General features: G+C 67.2%; 13 protein-coding genes. 10 read left to right on the plus strand and 3 right to left on the minus strand.

Features of this window, described 5'->3' with window-relative positions; all coding sequences use genetic code 11:
• Positions 1–82: 82 nt before the first annotated feature.
• The 3 genes from carB to AC5P7E_RS15175 are packed head-to-tail and all read left to right on the plus strand — an operon-like array spanning position 83 to position 4,720.
• Complete coding sequence (gene carB / locus AC5P7E_RS15165) at positions 83–3,325, plus strand: carbamoyl-phosphate synthase large subunit (RefSeq protein ID WP_114618766.1); 3,243 nt, start codon at positions 83–85, stop codon at positions 3,323–3,325.
• Positions 3,326–3,333: 8 nt separating this feature from the next.
• A complete protein-coding gene (gene greA / locus AC5P7E_RS15170; protein ID WP_181453298.1) occupies positions 3,334–3,798 on the plus strand; it encodes a transcription elongation factor GreA in 465 nt (154 codons plus the stop codon).
• Positions 3,799–3,802: 4 nt separating this feature from the next.
• Positions 3,803–4,720 (plus strand): phosphoglycerate mutase, encoded by a 918-nt coding sequence (locus AC5P7E_RS15175; protein ID WP_114618767.1) that lies wholly within the window; start codon positions 3,803–3,805, stop codon positions 4,718–4,720.
• A 113-nt stretch (positions 4,721–4,833) separates the two neighbouring features.
• Here the strand turns inward: AC5P7E_RS15175 and AC5P7E_RS15180 are convergent, their stop codons facing one another.
• A complete protein-coding gene (locus AC5P7E_RS15180; RefSeq protein ID WP_114618768.1) occupies positions 4,834–5,874 on the minus strand; it encodes a DUF1176 domain-containing protein in 1,041 nt (346 codons plus the stop codon).
• Between the two features lie 145 nt (positions 5,875–6,019).
• On the opposite strand from AC5P7E_RS15180, the gene recJ reads away from it, so the two are divergent.
• Positions 6,020–7,777, plus strand: coding sequence for a single-stranded-DNA-specific exonuclease RecJ (recJ, locus tag AC5P7E_RS15185; protein WP_049448357.1), 1,758 nt, complete (start codon positions 6,020–6,022; stop codon positions 7,775–7,777).
• A 144-nt stretch (positions 7,778–7,921) separates the two neighbouring features.
• Entirely contained in the window at positions 7,922–10,834 is a 2,913-nt protein-coding gene (locus AC5P7E_RS15190) for a DUF2135 domain-containing protein (RefSeq protein WP_114618769.1), read from the plus strand.
• 61 nt (positions 10,835–10,895) lie between these two features.
• Here the strand turns inward: AC5P7E_RS15190 and AC5P7E_RS15195 are convergent, their stop codons facing one another.
• A complete protein-coding gene (locus AC5P7E_RS15195; RefSeq protein WP_049460697.1) occupies positions 10,896–11,882 on the minus strand; it encodes a phosphatase PAP2 family protein in 987 nt (328 codons plus the stop codon).
• 9 nt (positions 11,883–11,891) lie between these two features.
• Complete coding sequence (locus AC5P7E_RS15200) at positions 11,892–13,094, minus strand: acyltransferase family protein (RefSeq protein ID WP_049475981.1); 1,203 nt, start codon at positions 13,092–13,094, stop codon at positions 11,892–11,894.
• A 175-nt stretch (positions 13,095–13,269) separates the two neighbouring features.
• Between AC5P7E_RS15200 and AC5P7E_RS15205 the strand changes: the two genes are divergently transcribed.
• From AC5P7E_RS15205 to AC5P7E_RS15225, 5 genes are all read left to right on the plus strand, one after another.
• Complete coding sequence (locus AC5P7E_RS15205; protein WP_005409489.1) at positions 13,270–14,190, plus strand: LytTR family DNA-binding domain-containing protein; 921 nt, start codon at positions 13,270–13,272, stop codon at positions 14,188–14,190.
• A 144-nt stretch (positions 14,191–14,334) separates the two neighbouring features.
• Positions 14,335–15,460, plus strand: a protein-coding gene (gene prfB, locus AC5P7E_RS15210; RefSeq protein WP_014037064.1) for a peptide chain release factor 2 whose coding sequence is annotated in 2 segments (ribosomal slippage) — positions 14,335–14,409 and positions 14,411–15,460 — 1,125 coding nt in all. Because the reading frame shifts where the segments join, the coding sequence is not laid out codon by codon here.
• Between the two features lie 154 nt (positions 15,461–15,614).
• Positions 15,615–16,397, plus strand: coding sequence for a helix-turn-helix transcriptional regulator (locus AC5P7E_RS15215; protein ID WP_005409491.1), 783 nt, complete (start codon positions 15,615–15,617; stop codon positions 16,395–16,397).
• A gap of 696 nt (positions 16,398–17,093) precedes the next feature.
• A complete protein-coding gene (locus AC5P7E_RS15220) occupies positions 17,094–18,479 on the plus strand; it encodes an NAD-dependent succinate-semialdehyde dehydrogenase (RefSeq protein ID WP_062605875.1) in 1,386 nt (461 codons plus the stop codon).
• Between the two features lie 63 nt (positions 18,480–18,542).
• Positions 18,543–20,183 (plus strand): acetolactate synthase large subunit, encoded by a 1,641-nt coding sequence (locus tag AC5P7E_RS15225; RefSeq protein WP_005409493.1) that lies wholly within the window; start codon positions 18,543–18,545, stop codon positions 20,181–20,183.
• Positions 20,184–20,266: the final 83 nt, after the last annotated feature.

Consider the following 20,266-nt stretch of genomic DNA (forward strand, 5'->3'; position numbering starts at 1 on the left):
GCGCGGCGCTGCGGTTCAAGATTCCTGATCGACAGCGTGCGATCACTCCCCCTTGTCACGCTGTACTGACTTAGAGAAGAAAATGCCCAAGCGCACTGACCTCAAGACCATCCTCATCATCGGTGCTGGCCCGATCGTCATCGGCCAGGCCTGCGAGTTCGACTACTCCGGCGCCCAGGCCTGCAAGGCCCTGCGTGACGAGGGTTACCGCGTGGTGCTGGTCAACAGCAACCCGGCCACGATCATGACCGACCCGGAGATGGCCGACGCCGTCTACATCGAGCCGATCAACTGGCAGACGGTCGAGAAGATCATCGCCAAGGAAAAGCCCGATGCGCTGCTGCCGACCATGGGTGGCCAGACCGCGCTGAACTGCGCGCTGGACCTGGCCGACAACGGCGTGCTGGAGAAGTACAACGTCGAACTGATCGGCGCCAAGCGCGAAGCGATCCGCATGGCCGAAGACCGCGAGCTGTTCCGCGTGGCCATGGGTGAGATCGGCCTGGAATGCCCGACCGCCGCCGTCGCCCACACCCTGGACGAAGCGCTGGAGATCCAGACCCGCGTTGGCTACCCGACCATCATCCGCCCCAGCTTCACCCTGGGCGGCAGCGGTGGCGGCATCGCGTACAACCGCGAAGAGCTGGTCGAGATCGTCAGCCGTGGCCTGGAACTGTCGCCGACCACCGAAGTGCTGGTGGAAGAGTCGGTGCTGGGCTGGAAGGAGTTCGAGATGGAAGTGGTCCGCGATACCGCGGACAACTGCATCATCGTCTGCTCGATCGAAAACCTCGACCCGATGGGCGTGCACACCGGTGACTCGATCACCGTGGCCCCGGCGCAGACCCTGACCGACAAGGAATACCAGCGCCTGCGCGATGCCTCCATCGCCGTGCTGCGCAAGATCGGCGTCGATACCGGTGGCTCGAACGTGCAGTTCGGTATCAACCCGAAGACCGGCCGCGTGGTCGTCATCGAGATGAATCCGCGCGTGTCGCGTTCCTCGGCGCTGGCCTCCAAGGCCACCGGCTTCCCGATCGCCAAGGTCGCCGCCAAGCTCGCCGTGGGTTACACCCTGGACGAACTGAAGAACGAGATCACCGGCGGCCTGACTCCGGCCTCGTTCGAGCCGTCCATCGATTACGTCGTCACCAAGATCCCGCGCTTCGCCTTCGAGAAGTTCCCGGCCGCCGACGCCCGCCTGACCACCCAGATGAAGTCGGTGGGTGAGGTGATGGCGATGGGCCGCACCTTCCAGGAGTCGGTGCAGAAGGCCCTGCGTGGCCTGGAAACCGGCAAGGTCGGCTTCGACCCGACCGGCCTGGACCTGGGCAACGAAGACGACCTGCAGACCCTGCGCCGCGAACTGAAGGCACCGGGTCCGGAGCGCCTGTTCTTCGTCGCCGATGCATTCCGCGCCGGCATGAGCGTGGAAGAGATCTACGCGCTGTCGTTCATCGATCACTGGTTCCTGGACCAGATCGAGGAAATCATCGCTGCCGAAGCTGACGTCGCCGCCGGTGGCATCGACGCACTGGACGCCGCACGCCTGCGCAAGCTGAAGCGCGCCGGCTTCTCCGACGCACGCCTGGCGCAGCTGACCGGCACCAACGAAGCCGCCATCCGCGCGCTGCGTCGTGCGCACAAGGTGCGCCCGGTCTACAAGCGCGTGGACTCCTGTGCCGGTGAATTCTCCACCGGTACCGCCTACCTCTACTCGACCTACGAGGACGAGTGCGAGGCCGCGCCGAGCAACCGCGACAAGATCATGATCCTGGGCGGTGGCCCGAACCGCATCGGCCAGGGCATCGAGTTCGACTACTGCTGCGTGCATGCGGCACTGGCGCTGCGCGAGGATGGCTATGAAACCATCATGGTCAACTGCAACCCGGAAACCGTGTCGACCGACTACGACACCTCCGACCGCCTGTACTTCGAACCGCTGACCCTGGAAGACGTGCTGGAAATCGTCGAACTGGAACAGCCGAAGGGCGTGATCGTGCAGTACGGCGGCCAGACCCCGCTGAAGCTGGCGCGGGCGCTGGAAGCCAACGGCGTGCCGGTGATCGGCACCAGCCCGGATTCGATCGACCTGGCCGAGGACCGCGAGCGCTTCCAGCAGCTGGTCGACAAGCTGGGCCTGAAGCAGCCGCCGAACCGCATCGCCCGCAACGACCAGGAAGCGCTGCTGCTGGCCCGCGAGATCGGCTACCCGCTGGTGGTGCGCCCGAGCTACGTGCTGGGCGGCCGTGCGATGGAAATCGTCTACGGCGAAGCCGACCTGGCCCGCTACGTGCGCGACGCGGTGAAGGTGTCCAACGATTCGCCGGTGCTGCTGGACCGCTTCCTCGACAACGCCGTGGAGTGCGACGTCGACATCATCGCCGACAAGGATGGCAACGTCCTGATCGGTGGCGTGATGGAGCACATCGAAGAAGCCGGCGTGCACTCGGGCGATTCCTCGTGCTCGCTGCCGCCGTACTCGCTGTCGGCTGAAACCCAGGCCGAACTGCGCCGCCAGGTGGTGGAGCTGGCCAAGGCCCTGAACGTGGTCGGCCTGATGAACACCCAGTTCGCGATCCAGACCAGCGACGAAGGTGCCGACACCATCTACCTGCTGGAAGTGAACCCGCGTGCCTCGCGCACCGTGCCGTTCGTGTCCAAGGCCACCGGCATGCCGCTGGCCAAGATCGCCGCGCGCTGCATGGCCGGCAAGAGCCTGGCCGAGCAGGGCGCGACCAAGGAAATCGTGCCGGACTATTACTCGGTGAAGGAGGCGATCTTCCCGTTCGCCAAGTTCCAGGGCGTCGACCCGATCCTCGGGCCGGAGATGCGCTCCACCGGTGAGGTGATGGGCGTGGGCCGCAGCTTCAACGCCGCCTTCGCGCGTGCGCAGGAAGCCGGTGGCATCAAGGCACCGCCGGTCGGCAAGGCCTTCGTTTCGGTCCGCGATCCGGACAAGAAGCGCGTGCTGCCGGTGGCCAAGGCGCTGCTGGCGCGTGGCTACAGCCTGGTCGCGACCCGTGGCACCGCCGCGTGGCTGCAGCAGCACGGCATGGACTGCGAGATCATCAACAAGGTGGTCGAAGGCCGTCCGCACATCGTCGACTCGATCAAGAACGGCGAGATCGTCTACATCGTCAACACGACCGAAGGTCGCTCGGCGATCAACGACTCGTTCTCGATCCGTCGCGAGGCGCTGCAGCATCGCGTCACCTACTCGACCACCATTGCCGGCGCCAAGGCGCTGGTGGATTCACTGGAATTCCGCGGCACCGGCCCCGTCTGGTCGCTGCAGGAGCTGCACAAGGAGTTGAATGCATGAGAGCCCCCATCACGATGAAGGGCGCGCAGAAGCTGCGCGACGAACTGGATCACCTGAAGTCGGTCAAGCGCCCCAAGGTGATCGCCGCCATCGCCGAAGCACGTGAGCATGGCGACCTGAAGGAGAATGCCGAGTACCACGCCGCGCGCGAGGAACAGGGCTTCATCGAAGGCCGCATCAAGCAGCTCGAAGGCGAGCTGTCGCACGCCGAGATCATCGACGTGAGCAAGCTCAATGCCGGCTCCAAGGTGGTGTTCGGCGCCAGCGTGACGCTGGCCGACGTGGAAACCGACGAAGAGAAGAAGTACCAGATCGTCGGTGACCTGGAGGCGGACATCAAGCAGGGCCTGATCGCGATTTCCTCGCCGGTGGCGCGCGCGATGATCGGCAAGCTGGAAGGTGATTCGATCGTGATCGACGCCCCGGCCGGCCAGCGCGAGTACGAGATCGTCAGCGTCAGCTACGTGGACTGACCCGGTGGCAACGGCGACCCTGCTGTTGCCGGCACGCAGCCGCTTTGCCGCGGCTGCGCTGCCGGACGATGTGGCGCGCGCGCTTGGCCGCGCCACGACGGTGCAGGTCGCACCGGGTGAACGCGCGCAGCTGACGCGCCATTTCACGGTCGCCGCGCCGCAATGGCCGGTGGCCGCGTTGACCCGCCAGCGCGACGTCGGCGATGCCGCTGGCGCCAGCTGGCTGCGTGCCGATCCGGCCTGCATGGTGCCGGACATGCATGGCGCGCGGATGATGGCCTACGGCGAAACGCTGCGACCGACCCTGGCCGACTGCCTGGCCCTGCTGCCGGTGCTGCAGCCGTTGTTCGCCGATGCCGGATTCGTGCTCGACGCACCGGACCCTTCGCGCTGGTACCTGCGCCTGCCGATCGACCTGGCCCTGCCGGACTTCGACAGTCCGGACGAGGTGCTGGGCGATGACCTGTTCTCGCACCTGCCGGAAGGCGAGGGCGGCCGCCGTTGGCGGGCGCTGATGACCGAAGCGCAGGTACTGCTGCACAACCATTCCTGGAACCAGCAGCGCGCCGCGCAGGGACAACAGCCGATCAATTCGCTGTGGTTCTGGGGTGGTGGCGTGATGCCGGTATCGGTCAGCACGCCGCATGCGCAGGTGCGCAGCCGCGATGCGCTGCTGCAGGGCTTGGCTCTTGCGGCTGGCGTAGCCGTGGATGGCGAGCAGGCGGTCGATGCACTGGTTGATCTGCGCCAGCTGCGCTCGCTGCAGCAGCTCGGCAACGATGCGATCCGTCCGCTGCTGGCCGCGATGAAGCGCGGCGAGCTGCAGCGGCTGGTGCTGGATTTCGAGGACGGCCTGCAGTTCCAGCTGGATCGCGGACAGCGCTGGCAGTTCTGGAAGAAGCCGCGCCAGCTTCACGACTGATCGGGGCTCGGCCGAGCGGGGTCGGATCCGTTTTCCATCGGAAAACGGCGCTGACCCCCAGGGTTTGCCGGGGTTGCCGGCCAGCGGCCGGCACTATCGCAGGTAGCGGCGCCTCAACGGACCTCGCTGACCACCGTCGGCAGCTGCCAATGCCCACCCGCCACGCCGCGGCACTGCCCGGTGGTGAACTCGCCGCTCTTCACGAATCGCGCGCCATCCCAGGCCCAGTCGTGGCCGGAGAAGCAGTCACCGATGCCGCGTCCACGGAAGCGCCCGCGCAGCGTCGCGTCATCGCGATCAAAGTCCTCCGCGTTGGAGGTCACGAACTTCGCCTGGTACGGCGCCTTGTCCTGCACTACCCAGTAGCCGCTGCTGAAGTTGTAGGCACCCATGAAGCAGCTGGTGCTTGCCAGTACATGCTGGGCGTCCAGTCGCTGGATCTCGATCTCGTCTGTCCCGCCCTCGCTCAGGCGGCCGCACTCATCCGGCTTCGGCAGGCTGGCGATCAGTGCCTTGCGCAGGCCCGGTGCGTTCGCCAGTGCCGCGTCCGAGGCGCGCGGTGCCATCAGCGTGCCGCGCATGATCACTGGCACCGGCAACGCCGCAGGCACGCTCGCTTCGGGCTTGTCGCCACGCCGCACCAGCGCACCGGGTGTGCCCAGCCGGCCCTGGGCCTCGTCCATCTTCAGCAGTACGGCCGCTGCACCGCTGTCGGAGATCGGCCACGCCTTGCCCTTGCCGTCGATGATGTCGATGCGTGCGTGGCGCGGCAGCGCGGCGACCAGCGCATCGGTCTGTCCCTGCTGCAGCAGTACTTGATCTCCGTCGCCGGTGTCGCGCACCGGGCCCAGGTCCTTGCCGTTCAGGCGCAGGCGCAGCGCCCCGGTCGGCGTCGCGCTTTCGCCATCCTCGCCGTTGCGCAGCCGCGCGAGCACCTTCGTACCCGGGCCGCCCACGCGTTCCAGCATCAGGCTGAGCAGATTGCCGGGTTGTTCCGGACTGTAGCCGGCGGCGCGGCAGGTGCCGGTGTTGTCACAGGCCAGCGACCAGTCGTTGTGTTGGAACTGCACGCCGGCCTTCGGTTCGGGCGTGGCGGCGTGGGTGGCCGGGGCCAGGGCGAGGCCCAGCAGCGCGGGAAGGAGCGTACGATGCATGCGTTGAAGTCCATTTCCGGGCCGACAAGCATGGAAGATAGGCTGGCAGATTCCAAATGCCAGCGATCGGGGTGGAGCCTCCTGCGGGCAGAGAGATCCGACCCCGCGCTATCATGGGGATGTCTTCCGCAACCCGGCGATGCCGATGTCCCTTGCCGCCGATGCTGCGCAGCCGTCCTCTGATACGCCGATGATCCGCCGCCGCGATGCGGTCGTACCCGGCAGCTGGCCAGACGGCACGCTGCCACTGCTGGCGCGACTCTATGCCAGCCGCGGCGCCGGTACGCCAGAGCTGGCACTGCCGAAGCTGGGCAGCCTCCACGCGCCGGAGCTGCTGACCGGCATCGATGATGCGGTGGGTCTGCTGATCGAGGCCATCGCCAACGACAAGCGCATCCTGGTGGTCGGCGATTTCGATTGCGATGGCGCCACCGCCTGTGCGGTCGGCGTGCGTGGCCTGCGCATGCTCGGCGCGCAACACGTCTTCCACGCGGTGCCGAACCGCATGGTGCACGGCTACGGCCTGTCACCTTCTCTGGTGGAGGAGCTGGCCGCGCTGCAGCCGGACCTGCTGGTCACGGTCGACCACGGCATCGCCTGCCATGCGGGCGTGATCGCGGCCAAGGCGCGGGGCTGGCAGGTGCTGGTCACCGACCATCACCTTCCCGGGCCGCAGCTGCCGCCGGCCGATGTCATCGTCGATCCCAATCTCGACGGTGATGCGTTCCCCAGCAAGTCGCTGGCCGGCGTCGGTGTGATCTTCTACGTGCTGATGGCGCTGCGCCGTCACATGCGCGAGGCCGGCGTCTTCGCCGATGGCAAGGGGCCGGACCTGACCACGCTGCTGGACCTGGTGGCGGTCGGCACCGTCGCCGACCTGGTGGCGCTGGATCCGAACAACCGGGCACTGGTCAGCGCGGGCCTGCGCCGTCTGCGCGCGGGGCAGGGCTGCGTCGGCCTGCGAGCGCTGATCGAAGCCAGCGGCCGTGACGCGGCGCGGCTGACCGCCACCGACATCGGCTTCGCACTCGGCCCACGCCTGAACGCGGCGGGCCGGCTGGAAGACATGGCGCTGGGCATCGCGCTGTTGCTGACCGAAGACCCGCGCCAGGCACGCGAGATCGCGCAGACGCTGGAGCAGATCAACTCGGAACGGCGCGCCGTCCAGCAGTCGATGACTGACGACGCCGAGCAGGCGTTGAGCCGCGTGGTGCTGGACATGGCCGGGCAGCGACCGGTCGCGGCCTGCCTGTTCGATGCCGACTGGCATCCCGGTGTGGTCGGCCTGGTCGCTTCGAAGATGAAGGATCGCCTGCACCGTCCGGTGATCGCCTTTGCCCCGGCCGAACCCGGCGCCGACACCCTGCGCGGCTCGGCGCGCTCCATTCCCGGCCTGCACATCCGTGACGCGCTGGCGTTGGTCGATGCGCGCCATCCGGGCCTGATCGAGCGCTTCGGTGGGCATGCCATGGCGGCTGGGCTGAGCATGCGGCTGGATCACATCGATGACTTCAAGGCCGCCTTCGTCGCCGTGGTGCTGGAGATGCTCGATCCGGCCGCATTGCAGCAGCAGGTGCTCAGTGACGGCGAACTGGCGGCAGATGAGCTGGACCATCGCCACGCCGATGCGCTGCGCCTGGCCGGGCCGTGGGGCCAGGGTTTCCCCGAGCCACTGTTCGACGGCCACTTCGAAGTGGCCAACTGGCGCGTTCTGAAGGAACGCCACCTCAAGCTGGAGCTGCGCCTGCCCGGCGTGCCCGGCACCATCAACGCCATCCATTTCGGCGGCTGGCACGGCAATGCGCCTGGCCGCCACGTGCACCTCGCCTACCGCCTGGCCTGCGACGACTATCGCGGTGGCAGCGCCATCCAGCTGATCATCGAACACTGCCTGCCCGCCTAGAAAAAGGGGACGGAGGGGATTAAGCCGCTTTTGCCTTGTTTGCCAATTGCGACTTAATCCCCTCCGTCCCCTTTTTGGGGGGCCGCCAACCCCGTTACGGTTGCTGGTGCGTTCAACGATCCACGATCCCACTGGAGTCCGGTCATGGTCTTCGCCCGTTGCTGCACTGTGTTGTTGCTGGCCCTTGTGGCCTGGCCCGCTGGCGCGCAGTCGCCGCTGATCTCCCGGCCGCAGGCCAGCACGCCGTTGCTGATTGCCCCGGCTGCCGAGCAGGCGGTCCAACTGCGACACGCCCGCATCGAAGGCGAGGTCCAGGCCGGCGTTGCCCAGACCCGGATCACCTTGGAATTCCACAACCCAAACCGTCGTGTGCTGGAGGGTGAGCTGCAGTTCCCGCTGGCTGATGGCCAGCAGATCACCGGCTTCGCGCTGGATATCAACGGCGAGATGCGTGACGCGGTGCCGGTGGCCAAGGACCGTGGCCGCCAGGTGTTCGAGGAAATCGCCCGCCGTGGTGTCGATCCGGGCCTGCTGGAACAGACCGCCGGCAACCAGTTCCGCCTGCGCGTCTACCCGCTGCCGGCCGGTGGCAGTCGGCGCGTGCAGCTGGTGATCCGCGAACCGCTGGCCTTCGCCGGCCAAAGCTGGCAGTGGACGCTGCCGCTGCAGTTCGCCGCCGGTGCAGCCTCGGTTGAACTGAAGGTGCATGCTCCCGACGCGGCCACCGCAGGTACTGCGCCATTCCGCATCAGCGCGGGCCAGCTGCAGTGGCAGGGCAAGGGTGCGCAGCTGCCGAAGCAACTGCAGTGGAGCCTGCCGGCAGCCCGCCACGCACAGGTGCAGGTGGCGCCCTGGCAGGATGGGCACTACCTGCTGGCACAGCTGCCGGTGGCGGCCAGCAGTACACCCCGCACGTTGCCGAGCGAGATCGGCCTGCTGTGGGACGGCTCCGGTTCGGCGGGGCAGCGCGATCGCACACGTGAGTTCGCCCTGCTGGATCGCTATTTCGCAGCGCTGGGTGACGGCACCGTGGCCTTGACCGTCCTGCGCGATCGCGCCGAGCCGGTGCGTCGATTCCGTATCCGCGCCGGCAACTGGAACGAGCTGCGCGCAGCGTTGCAGGCGGTGCGCCCTGACGGTGCCAGCGCGCTGGCGCAGTGGCAGCCGCAGCCGGGCGTGAAGGAGTACCTGCTGGTCAGCGATGGGCTGTTGACCTACGGGCCGCAACAGCTGCCGGCGATGGCGCCGGATCAACGCTTGTTTGCGGTCAGCAGCGCCGGTGCGCGCACCGATGCCGTGCGACTGCGTGGTTGGAGCGAAGCGCGTGGCGGCCGCTTCGTTGCGCTGGGCGAGGATGTCGATGCGGCGGCGCGCGAGCTGCTGTCGTCGCCGCTGGATGTGCAGGTCGATGCGGGGCGCGGCGTGCAGGACGTGGTGATCGATCGTCGCAGTGAAGCCCAGGGCTGGCTGTGGCTGCACGCACGACTGGCGGCCGACGGTGTGCCGATGCGGGTGCGCGTGGGTGGCGGCGAATGGCAGGCGCTGCCCGCCACGCAGAAGAGTGAAGACGGCGAGCTGCTGGCCGGCTTGTGGGCGCAGGCGCGCCTGCAGCAGCTGGCTGCCGACCGCCGTGGCAACCGCGAGGCGATGCAGCGGCTGTCGCAGCAGTTTGGCCTGGTCGGCCCGGACACCTCGCTGATCGTGCTGGAGACGCTGGAGGACTACCTGCGCTATGCGATCCGCCCTTCGGGCACGCTGCGCGCCGGGTACGACGCCAGGTTTGCAGTGCAGGTAAGAGATCGCGCCGCTGCTGATCGCCAGCGCCTGGATGAGGTGGCGGCACGCTGGAAGGAGCGCCAGCAGTGGTGGAGCCGCAGCTGGCCGAAGGGTGTGCCACCGCAGGCGAAGGGCGGGGCACTGGAAGTGGCCTCGGCGGACCATGCGATGGAATCGGCGCCGGTGGCGATGCTCGCCGCGCCGGCCCCTGCGGCACCGCCCGCCCCGGCACCGATGGCCGCCGCCGCCGAGCAGCGCATGGAAGCCAGCAGCGCGCGTGCACGTCGCTCGGCGCCTGCATCGAACAAGGCCCTGGATTCAATCACGGTCACGGGTGGCCGTGTCGCTGCGCCCGCTGCCGCCAACGACGGCCAACTCGGCATCCAGCTGGCGGCCTGGCAGCCAGACTCGGCCATCGCCCGGCGTCTGCGCCAGGGCCCGCCGTCGCAACTGTATGACCGCTACCTGGCCGAGCGCGATGCGCATGCCGACAGCAGCGCCTTCTTCCTTGATGTGGCCGACCTGCTGCTGGCGCAGGGTCAGCGCGACCTGGCGCTGCGTGTGTTGTCGAACCTGGCCGAGATGGACCTGGACAATCGCCACCTGCTGCGCGTGCTCGGCTATCGGCTGATGCAGGCCGATGCCCCCGCGCTGGCGGTGCCGGTGTTCGAGCAGGTGCTGGCGATGGGCCAGGAAGAACCGCAGAGCTTCCGCGACCTCGGCTTGGCACTGGCGGCGGCCGGCAAGCCGCAGCAGGCGCTGGCGCCGCTGTACCAGGTGGTGGTGCGGCCGTGGGACAGCCGCTTCGATGGCATCGCCCTGATCGCATTGGATGAACTGACCAACCTGGTGGCCCGCAGCACGCCCCGGCTGGATACCACCAGCATCGACCCGCGCCTGCTGCAGGCAATGCCACTGGACCTGCGCGTGGTGCTGTCGTGGGACGCCGACAACAGCGACATGGACCTGTGGGTGACCGACCCGAACGGCGAGCGCGCCTACTACGGCAACCGCCTGACCTACCAGGGCGGGCAGATGTCGCAGGACTTCACCGGCGGCTATGGTCCCGAGCAGTTCTCGCTACGCAATGCCAAGCCGGGCAAGTACAAGGTGGAGGCGAACTACTTCGGCAGCCGCCAGCAGCTGGTGACCGGGGCGACGACGCTGATGCTGCGCCTGACCACCCACTGGGGCACGTCGAAGCAAAAGGACCAGATGGTCACGATGCGGTTGAAGGATCGCGCCGAAACCGTGCTGGTGGGCGAATTCGAGGTGCGGTAGTGCCGGGCCATGCCCGGCGGCTGCACAGCCGGGGAAGGGCCTGTCCGCGCATGGCGTGGATCTACCGCACGTCTTCGACTGCTGGAAGGCGCTGGCGCGGAATCCACCGCGTCAGCGCCACGCCGCCGCCGAGGATCAACAGCGTGCCCACGGTCTGCCACAGCAGCTCGGTCGCCGGTACCTCCGGCAGCGCCGCAGTTCCGGCAAGCCAGTCGATCAACGGCCGCGCCAGCAGGTAGATCAGCACCACGCCCAACACGCGCAATATCCGCTGCACGATACCCTGCGGGTCCTTCGGCCAGCCACGCCATTGCAGCCACGCCACCAGCAGGCCCAGTGCGAGCAGTCGACCGGCTTCACCCACCGGAACGAAGCGGGTGGTTACCGCCGCCCAGGCCATCAGCACGCCCAGCCCCGGCAGGACCGGCAGCTGCCAACGCTGGTTTGAGCGCATGCCTGGCATCAACTGCCACGCCAGCAACGCAACACCGATGCCGACCAGCCAGCCGGCCAGCACGTCGGCCAGGAAATGCCGGCCCAGGTACATCCGTGACACCGCCATCAGCAGTGGCCAACCGAACGCCAATGCCCAGCGCAGCCAGCGGCGGCGGATGCCGAACGCCAGCAGCAGGCCCACGCCGGCGGCGGTGGCTACGCCGACGTGGCCACTGTTGAAGCCATAGTCGGCATCGGGCTGCGCGCGCAGCATCGCGGTGGCCCGGGAATCAGGCAGGGACCAGAACGTGTGCCCTCCGCCATCGACCACGAACGGATGCGACGGCACCCCTTTGTCCAGCACGCGTGCATCCACGTCCGATGGGCGGGGCAGGGCGGCACCCTGCTTGATCGCGTGGGTGGCGCAGGCCATCATCAGTACCGCCAGCATCACGCACAGGCCGGCGCGCAATCGTGCGCCGAACGCGCAGAGCAGGATCAGCGCGGTGTAGGCCATTTCGTAGCCGAGCAGGCTGATGAACTGCATCAGCGCCAGCATCCAGCCGCCGTCGAAGGTCTGCTGCAGCCACAGGTGCCAGTGGGTCTGGAACATCCGTTGTCCTCATCGCGCCGTGGCGGCGCGTACCGCCGGTGACGATAGCGGATCGGCCTTCAGGCCGAACAGGGGCCGCAGCCAGCGGGAGCGTCGGATCAGCAGTTCGTGGATCAGCATGCAGCCGCCGACGGTGCCGCCCAGCAGTAGCGACGGCTCCAGCCAAGGACCCAGTTGCAACGGCTTGAGCCAGAACAGCAGGGCGATGATCAGGCTCTGGTGCAGCATGTACCAGGGATAGATCGCCTCGGTGCAGTACGGCAGCCAGCGGAACGGGCGGTCGAGGAAGACTTTGCCCCAGCCGAGGATGCTCAGCAGCGCGGTCCAGACGTACAGCGACTGGCTGGCCCGGCCCTGCAGGTCCCAGAACGGTTCGGGCCATTGCCGCAGCGGTGAGTCGGCGGGCAGCACCTGGCCGAGGATGCGCAACCCCAGATACCAGCCAACGGCAGCAAGCGCCAGCCACAGAGTGGTGCGGCGCAGGGCGACCACGCGCTGCCAGAACACCGGCTCACGACCCAGCAGGTAGCCGGCCAGGAATACGGTTGCGTACTTCGCGTGCTGGTACCAGTCGCTGAGCAGGGCATTGGTGGACGGGTAGATCGGCTCCAGCCAGATCACCCAGGCCAGCAGCAGGGCGGACGGAAGGCCGATCAGCAGCATCGGCGATGCTGCGCAGAACGCCACCGCGCGGCGCACCACCGCCGTTCCCAGCAACGGCATCAAAAGGGCCAGGGCCAGCGTGTAGTTCCAGAGATACGCCAGGTACCACAGATGGTTCCAGGTGATGCCGTACTGCCAACCGGCAAAGCTCCCTTCCGGCCACGGCCGCACCTGCCAATAGCGCAGCAGGAAGTGGCCGAAGCCGGGTGCCACGTGGCCGTTGGCTACGCCTTCGCAGTAGGGCTGGATCGGCACGATCACGAACATGCCGAACAGCAGCGGCAGCAGCAGCCGCCAGGTGCGCAGGCCGGCGAAGCGCAGCAACCTGCCTTCCGGCCGCATCAGCGCGATGGCGATACCCGAGATCAGGAACAGCAGCGACATCCGCCAGCGGTTGACGAACAGCATCGGCCACTGCAGCCATTCGGCGGTATGCACGCTCTTGAGGTGAAAGCCCCAGTCGTCCACGTAGGCCATGGCGGTGTGGTAGAGGATCAGCAGGGCGAAGGCGAACACGCGCAGGGCGTCGATGTCGTAGCGTCGGGTCATGGTGGTGGTGTGCCGGAGAGTCGAGCCAAGGTGACGCCGTCCGGTCCGTGCGGCGACCGGCAAGGGGCCGCTGGAACCGACGCAGTGACCAATGGCGGGGGTGGTGGGACCAATGGAGCCGCTACCCTTTGTCCCTTGAGGCAGGCTGGAGCACCGCAACGACATGGATGCAGCAATGACCCAGGGCCGACCATCGCGCTGGCGTACTTCAACCCGCCTGCTGGTATGGGCGGCGATCCTGTCGGCCTCGGCAGTGACCAATGCGCTGGTGGAAGTGATGGACGCCAGTCGCCGCGGCGCCGATCTCGGGCTGTGGGAGCCGATGATCTGGGAGTTCAGCAGCCTCGCCCTGATCCTGTTGACCCTGCCGTTGCTGTGGTGGGGCTGCGAGCGCTGGCCGCTGCATGCTGATACCTGGAGGCGGCGGTTGCCGCTGTATCTGCTGGCCAGCGTCGGCTGGTCGCTGCTGCACGTGGTGGGGATGATGCTGCTGCGGCATCTGGCCTACGCGTCGCTGGGCTACCGCTACCAGGACGATGCCGGCTGGCTGGAGCGTTTTGCCTACGAATACCTGAAGGATGTGCGCACGTTCGCGATGTTCGTGGCCCTCGAGCACTTTGCCAGCTGGTTCGGCAGGCGCAGGCAGGGCGAAGCGAGCCTGCTGGCCGAGCCCGACGTCGGCCCGCCGGTGGAGCCGGTCGAGCGCCCCCAGCACTTCCTGGTGCGCAAGCTGGGCAAGGAATTCCTGGTTGCCACCGCAGATGTGGAGTACGCGCAGGCCGCGGGGAACTACGTGAACCTGCGGGTACGCGGCCACGACTACCCGCTGCGCATCACCATGGCGGTGCTGGAGCAGCGGCTGGACCCGGGCGAGTTCCTGCGCCCGCATCGCAGCTGGCTGATCAATCGCGGTCAGTTGCGCTCGATCGAGCCGCTGGACGGAGGCGAGGCCCTGCTGCACATGGCCGATGGAGCCAAAGTGCCCTGCAGCCGGCGCCAGCTGCCGGTCCTGCGGCAGGCGCTGGGCGGCGCGGGCGCGGGTAGAGTCGACTGTTGGTCGACTATCGCGCGCAGCGCGGGCTCCACCGCAACCTGAATGAAAAGCAGTCGACTGACAGTCGACTCTACAGAGGCGGGTCTACCAGTGGTTGGCTCCCAGCGGCAGGCCTGGTCCCTCATTCCGGGCGCCCCCGGCCTGCGGTATCATTGGCAGTCATCTTTTGAATGCATAACCGCCGACATGATCGAACTGAATCCTGTCCGCCAGCGCATCACCGATCTGACCGATCGCGTGCTGTCGCTTCGGGGGTATCTTTGACTACGACGCCAAGAAAGAGCGTCTTGAAGAAGTAACGCGGGAGCTGGAAAGCCCCGACGTCTGGAACAACGCCGAGTACGCCCAGAACCTGGGCCGCGAACGTTCCAGCCTGGAAAAGACCGTGGGCGGCATCGCCTCGGTGCTGGATGGCCTGAACGACGCCACCGAACTGCTCGAGCTGGCCGAGTCCGAGCAGGACGAGGACACCGCACTGGCGGTGGTCGCCGACCTGGACAAGCACCAGGCGCACGTGGAAAAGCTGGAGTTCCAGCGCATGTTCTCCGGCGAGATGGACAATGCCGCTGCGTTCGTCGACATCCAGGCCGGTGCCGGTGGCACCGAAGCCCAGGACTGGGCCGAGATCCTGCTGCGCATGTACCTGCGCTGGTGTGAATCGCGCGGCTGGAAGACCGAGCTGATGGAAGTCTCCGGCGGCGACGTCGCCGGCATCAAGTCGGCCACGCTGCGCGTGGAAGGCGACTATGCCTATGGCTGGCTGAAGACCGAGACCGGCGTGCACCGCCTGGTGCGCAAGTCGCCGTTCGACTCGGACAATCGCCGCCACACCAGCTTCACCTCGGTGTTCGTGTCGCCGGAAATCGATGACAACATCGACATCACCATCAATCCGGCCGACCTGCGTACCGACGTGTACCGTTCGTCGGGTGCCGGTGGCCAGCACGTCAACAAGACCGAGTCGGCGGTGCGCATCACCCACATCCCGACCAACATCGTGGTGGCCTGCCAGACCGGCCGCAGCCAGCACCAGAACCGCGACAACGCGATGAAGATGCTGGCCGCCAAGCTGTACGAGCTGGAGATCCAGAAGCGCAACGCCGAAAAGGACGCCGTGGAAGCGACCAAGTCCGACATCGGCTGGGGCAGCCAGATCCGCAATTACGTGCTCGACCAGAGCCGCATCAAGGACCTGCGCACCGGCATCGAGCGTTCGGATACGCAGAAGGTGCTGGACGGCGACCTGGACGAGTTCGTCGAGGCCAGCCTGAAGGCCGGCCTGGCCGTGGGCTCCAAGCGCGTCGATGCCTGATCTGCGCGCCTGCGCGGATATCGTCACCCTCGTGCGCAACGCCGAGGGTGGCTGATCACGCTTCCGGTAGAGCCGAGCCCATGCTCGGCTGCTGTTGGCGCAGTAGCAGATGCGTCGAGCATGGCTCGACGCTACAACGGGTACGGCGGTGGCGATGATGCGCAGCGAAAGTGAACGCAAGGAACTTGGCGGCTTCCTCAAGGCCTGCCGCGCCCGTGTCGACCCCGCCACGCTCGGCCTGCCGGCCGGGCGGCGGCGCACCCCGGGCCTGAAGCGCGAGGAAGTGGCGCTGGCGATCGGGGTCAGCGTGAGCTGGTACACCTGGATCGAGCAGGGCCGCGAAGTGCGTGCCTCGCCCGAAGTGCTCGAGCGCCTGGCACAGGTGCTGCGCATGAGCGACGACGAACGCGCCTATGCATTCGCGCTGTCCGGCTACGGCGTACCGCTGGAATCACCGGACGAGAGCGTGACCGACGGCCTGCGCCAGCTGGTGGAGGCGATGCAGCCGATCCCGGCGTACGTGCGCAACACCCGCTTCGACATCCTGGCCTGGAACCCGGCCATCGCCGATCTGTTCGTGGACTACAGCCAGCTGGCGCCGCACGAGCGCAATACGCTGCGGCTGATGTTCCTGTACCCGCCGTACCGCACGCTGATCCTCAACTGGGAAGAAATGACCCGCGGCCTGCTGGCAGGCTTCCGCGCGGCGATGGCGCAGGCGCCGGACAAGGCTCCGTTCCTGGCGCTGGTCGAGGACATCTCGGCGCACAGCGAGGAGTTCCGCCAGTGGTGGCCGGAGCACGATGTGCGCCGATTCGATGAAGGTGCGAAGAAGTTGAACCATCCCACGCGCGGGTTGCTGGACCTGCAGTACGTGGCGCTGGTGCCGGAGAGCCGGCATGACCTTTCCCTGGTGACCTACCTGCCGCGGAAGTAGGGGGAGTTCGGCAGGGCTTGCAGCCCTGCACCTGCTCAATGCAACGGCCAAAGCCAGAGCCAGAGCCAGAGCTAGGTTCCGTGGTTTGGCGGGGCGTTGTCGGAGTGCGGGGACGCCGCAAGTACGTCCGTGTAGGCTTGGCAGCCGCATCCATGCGGCTGACACCCCGCACGCCGACACCGCCCCACCTTCGACAGGTTCACGCGGCTGTTGGCAACTGCGGCTTTGTTCCGCGCGGCTGTTGGTAGGTGTCGACCTTGGTCGACACGATTTTTCTCTCAGATATCGAATGAGTCATCCACGCATGGCGTGGATCTACTGTGTCGACCAAGGTCGACACCCACCAACAGCAACGCACAGCGCCGTCCCGACAGATCGCAGAACTCTGTCGAAGGCGGGGTGGGTCCGGTTGAGGGGGCGTGAGCCGCATGGATGCGGCGACCGAGCTTACATGGATGTACTTGCAGCGTCCCCCGCAACCGGACCCACCCCGCCAACCCACGGAATGCCAGCTTCTGCCGTTGCCTTGGCTTGAAGCCTCTGCGGGTGCAGGGCGCAGCCCTGCCGAAAACCCCATTCAGGCAGGTAAGTGCAGGTCACAGGATAAGCAGACGCCTTGTTGCCTCCGCCATTCGGGTCCACATTCCTGTGCAGGAGACGGGCCACCGCCCGTTGTCGAGACAACAGGAGCCCTGCATGTCCGCTGCCCCCACCACCGCCATTTCCCGTGATCCGGCCACCGGCCAGCAGATCGCCAGCCATCCCTTCGCCACCGACGCCGAGCTGGAAACAATCCTGGATCGCGGCCAGGTCGGCTTTGCGGCCTGGAGCGTCAAGAGCCTCGAACAGCGCGCAGACGTACTGCGTGCGATGGCCGCGGTGCTACGCCGTGACCGTGAAAAGCTGGCCGCGCTGGCTACCGCCGAAATGGGCAAGGTCCAGGCCGAAGCGCTGGCCGAAATCGAGAAGTGTGCTGTGCTGTGCGACTGGTACGCCGACAACGGTGCGCAGTTCCTGCGCGACGAACCGACCCAGGTGCCCGACGACAAGGCTTACGTGTCATACCTGCCGCTGGGCGTGGTGCTGGGCATCATGCCGTGGAACTTCCCGTACTGGCAGGTGATGCGCGCGGCGGTGCCGATCCTGATGGGCGGCAACGGCTTCCTGCTGAAGCCGGCCGAGAACATCGTCGGTACCGCGCAGCTGCTCGACGCCGCATGGCGCGATGCCGGCTTGCCGGAGGGCACCTTCATCGCGGCCAACATCAGCCGCGAGGGCACCAGCCGCGCGATCGCCGATGACCGCATCGCGGCGGTGACCCTGACCGGAAGTGTGGCCGCCGGCCGCAGCATTGCTGCCCAGGCCGGGCAGGCGCTGAAGAAGGTGGTGCTGGAACTGGGCGGTTCCGATCCGTTCATCGTCCTGGCCGATGCCGATCTTGATGCGGCCGTCGATGCGGCGGTGGCCTCGCGCTTCCAGAACACCGGGCAGGTCTGCATCGCCGGCAAGCGCATCATCGTCGAAGACGCGGTCTACGATCGTTTCGTGGCGCAGTTCTGCCGGAAGGTGCAGGCACTGACCATTGGCGACGGCCGTGACCCGGCAAACCGCATCGGCCCGATGGCGCGCCAGGATCTGCTGGAGCAGCTCGACGCGCAGGTACGCGCTTCGGTCGACGCCGGTGCGCAGCTGCTGGTCGGCGGGCACCAGCTGGATCGTCCGGGTGCGTTCTATGCACCCACCGTGCTGGCCGGGGTTGAGCCGGGCATGCAGGCCTTCGATACCGAAACGTTCGGGCCGGTGGCCTCGATCAGCCGCGCCCGCGACGCCGACCATGCGGTGGAACTGGCCAACCAGAGCGAGTTCGGCCTCAGCGGCAACCTGTGGAGCGGCGACCGCGCCCGTGCCATGCAGCTGGCGCGCCGGCTGCAGACCGGCGGTGTATTCGTCAACGGCTTCTCCGCGTCCGATCCGCGCGTGCCGATCGGCGGCGTGAAGAAGAGCGGCTTCGGCCGTGAGCTCTCGCACTTCGGCATCCGCGAATTCGTCAACGCGCAGACGGTGTGGTTCGACAAGCGTTGACGCGCAGCTTCCATCCTTCCTGCAACGATCCACCATCAGTCCAGCGAAAAGGACGGCATTCCAATGTCCAAGGGTTCAGATCTGCTTGTCGCCGCACTTGAGAACGAAGGCGTCGAGCGCATTTTCGGCATTCCCGGCGAAGAAAATCTCGACGTGGTCGAGTCGCTGCGCCATTCCAGCATCGAGCTGGTCATCACCCGCCACGAGCAGGCGGCCGTGTTCATGGCGGCCACCTATGGCCGCCTGACCGGCAAGCCGGGCGTGTGCCTGGCCACGCTCGGCCCCGGCGCGCTGAATTTCACCACCGGCGCCGCGTATGCGCTGCTTGGCGCATGGCCGGTCATCATGATCACCGGGCAGAAGGGCATCGTCGCCAGCAAGCAGGCGCGCTTCCAGATCGTCGACATCGTCAGCACGATGAAGCCGCTGACCAAGCTGGCGCGTCAGATCGTCTCGGCGCGCACCATCCCGACCATCGTCCGCGAGGCGTTCCGTGTCGCCCAGGAAGAGCGCCCGGGCCCGGTGCTGCTGGAGCTGCCCGAAGATATCGCCGCCGATGAGGTCGAGGGCGTGGCGCTGATTCCGCCGCACGCGGTGGATCGTCCCATTGCCAGTCCGGAGGCGCTGGATCGGGCGGCGGAGATCATCCGCAACGCCAAGCGCCCCCTGCTGATGATCGCCTCGGCGGCGTCGCGGCCGCAGTCCAGCGAAGCGCTGTCGGCGTTCGTGTTGCGCGCCGGCATTCCGTTCTTCACCACGCAGATGGGCAAGGGCGCGGTGGCCGGTGGTTCGGGCCTGTACATGGGCACCGCGGCGCTGACCGAGCGCGATTACGTGCACATGGCGATCGACCAGGCCGACGTGATCGTGACCATCGGCCACGAGGTGACCGAGAAGCCGCCGTTCGTGATGCGCCCGGGTGGGCCGACCGTGATCCATATCGGCTACTCGCAGGCGGCCGTGGAGCAGGTGTACTTCCCGCAGGTGGAAGTGATCGGTGACATCGGTCGTTCGCTGACCCAGTTGGCCGATCGTATCGAAGGCGCGGTGCCGAACGCTGACGCGCTGCTGCCGCTGCGCGCGACCATTCTGGAACACCTGGCTGACCGAGCCGAGGAGGCTGGATTCACGCCTCAGCGGCTGGTGCACGACGTGCGCCAGGTGATGCCGCCGGACGGCATCGTGGCGCTGGACAACGGCATGTACAAGATCTGGTTCGCGCGCAATTACCGCACCCAGGTGGCCAATACGCTGCTGCTGGACAATGCGTTGGCGACCATGGGCGCGGGCCTGCCGTCGGCGATCATGGCTTCGATCCTGTACCCGCAGCGGCGGGTGCTGGCGGTGTGCGGCGATGGCGGGTTCATGATGAACAGCCAGGAGCTGGAGACCGCGCGTCGGCTGGGCCTGAACCTGGTGGTGCTGATCCTCAACGACGGCGCCTACGGCATGATCCGCTGGAAGCAGGCGGTAGATGGCTTCACCGACTACGGCATGACCTTCAGCAACCCGGATTTCGTGAAGTACGCGGAAGCCTACGGCTGCAAGGGCCACGAGGTGACCGCCATCGAGCAGTTCATCCCGACGCTGGAGGCGGCCTTCAACGAGGGCGGGGTGCACCTGGTGTCGGTGCCGGTTGATTACTCGGAGAACCAGCGGGTGCTGGTGGACGAGCTGCGGCAGGCGTTCCCTGGGAACGGTTGACGCCGGGACGAGCGCCAACCAAGGTTGGCGACTACCGGGGCGTCGTTCCCCGGAATCCGGTAGGTGTCGACCTTGGTCGACAC

This window comes from Stenotrophomonas sp. YJH_SMC_25, from assembly GCF_059369595.1.

Coding starts and splice junctions, on each gene's coding strand:
- AC5P7E_RS15200 (WP_049475981.1), bottom strand. CDS start 13,094: ATGACCCGACGCTACGACATCGACGCCCTGCGCGTGTTCGCCTTCGCC.
- AC5P7E_RS15215 (WP_005409491.1), top strand. CDS start 15,615: ATGATGCGCAGCGAAAGTGAACGCAAGGAACTTGGCGGCTTCCTCAAG.
- AC5P7E_RS15205 (WP_005409489.1), top strand. CDS start 13,270: ATGACCCAGGGCCGACCATCGCGCTGGCGTACTTCAACCCGCCTGCTG.
- AC5P7E_RS15225 (WP_005409493.1), top strand. CDS start 18,543: ATGTCCAAGGGTTCAGATCTGCTTGTCGCCGCACTTGAGAACGAAGGC.
- carB (WP_114618766.1), top strand. CDS start 83: ATGCCCAAGCGCACTGACCTCAAGACCATCCTCATCATCGGTGCTGGC.
- AC5P7E_RS15180 (WP_114618768.1), bottom strand. CDS start 5,874: ATGCATCGTACGCTCCTTCCCGCGCTGCTGGGCCTCGCCCTGGCCCCG.
- recJ (WP_049448357.1), top strand. CDS start 6,020: ATGTCCCTTGCCGCCGATGCTGCGCAGCCGTCCTCTGATACGCCGATG.
- AC5P7E_RS15190 (WP_114618769.1), top strand. CDS start 7,922: ATGGTCTTCGCCCGTTGCTGCACTGTGTTGTTGCTGGCCCTTGTGGCC.
- AC5P7E_RS15220 (WP_062605875.1), top strand. CDS start 17,094: ATGTCCGCTGCCCCCACCACCGCCATTTCCCGTGATCCGGCCACCGGC.
- AC5P7E_RS15195 (WP_049460697.1), bottom strand. CDS start 11,882: ATGTTCCAGACCCACTGGCACCTGTGGCTGCAGCAGACCTTCGACGGC.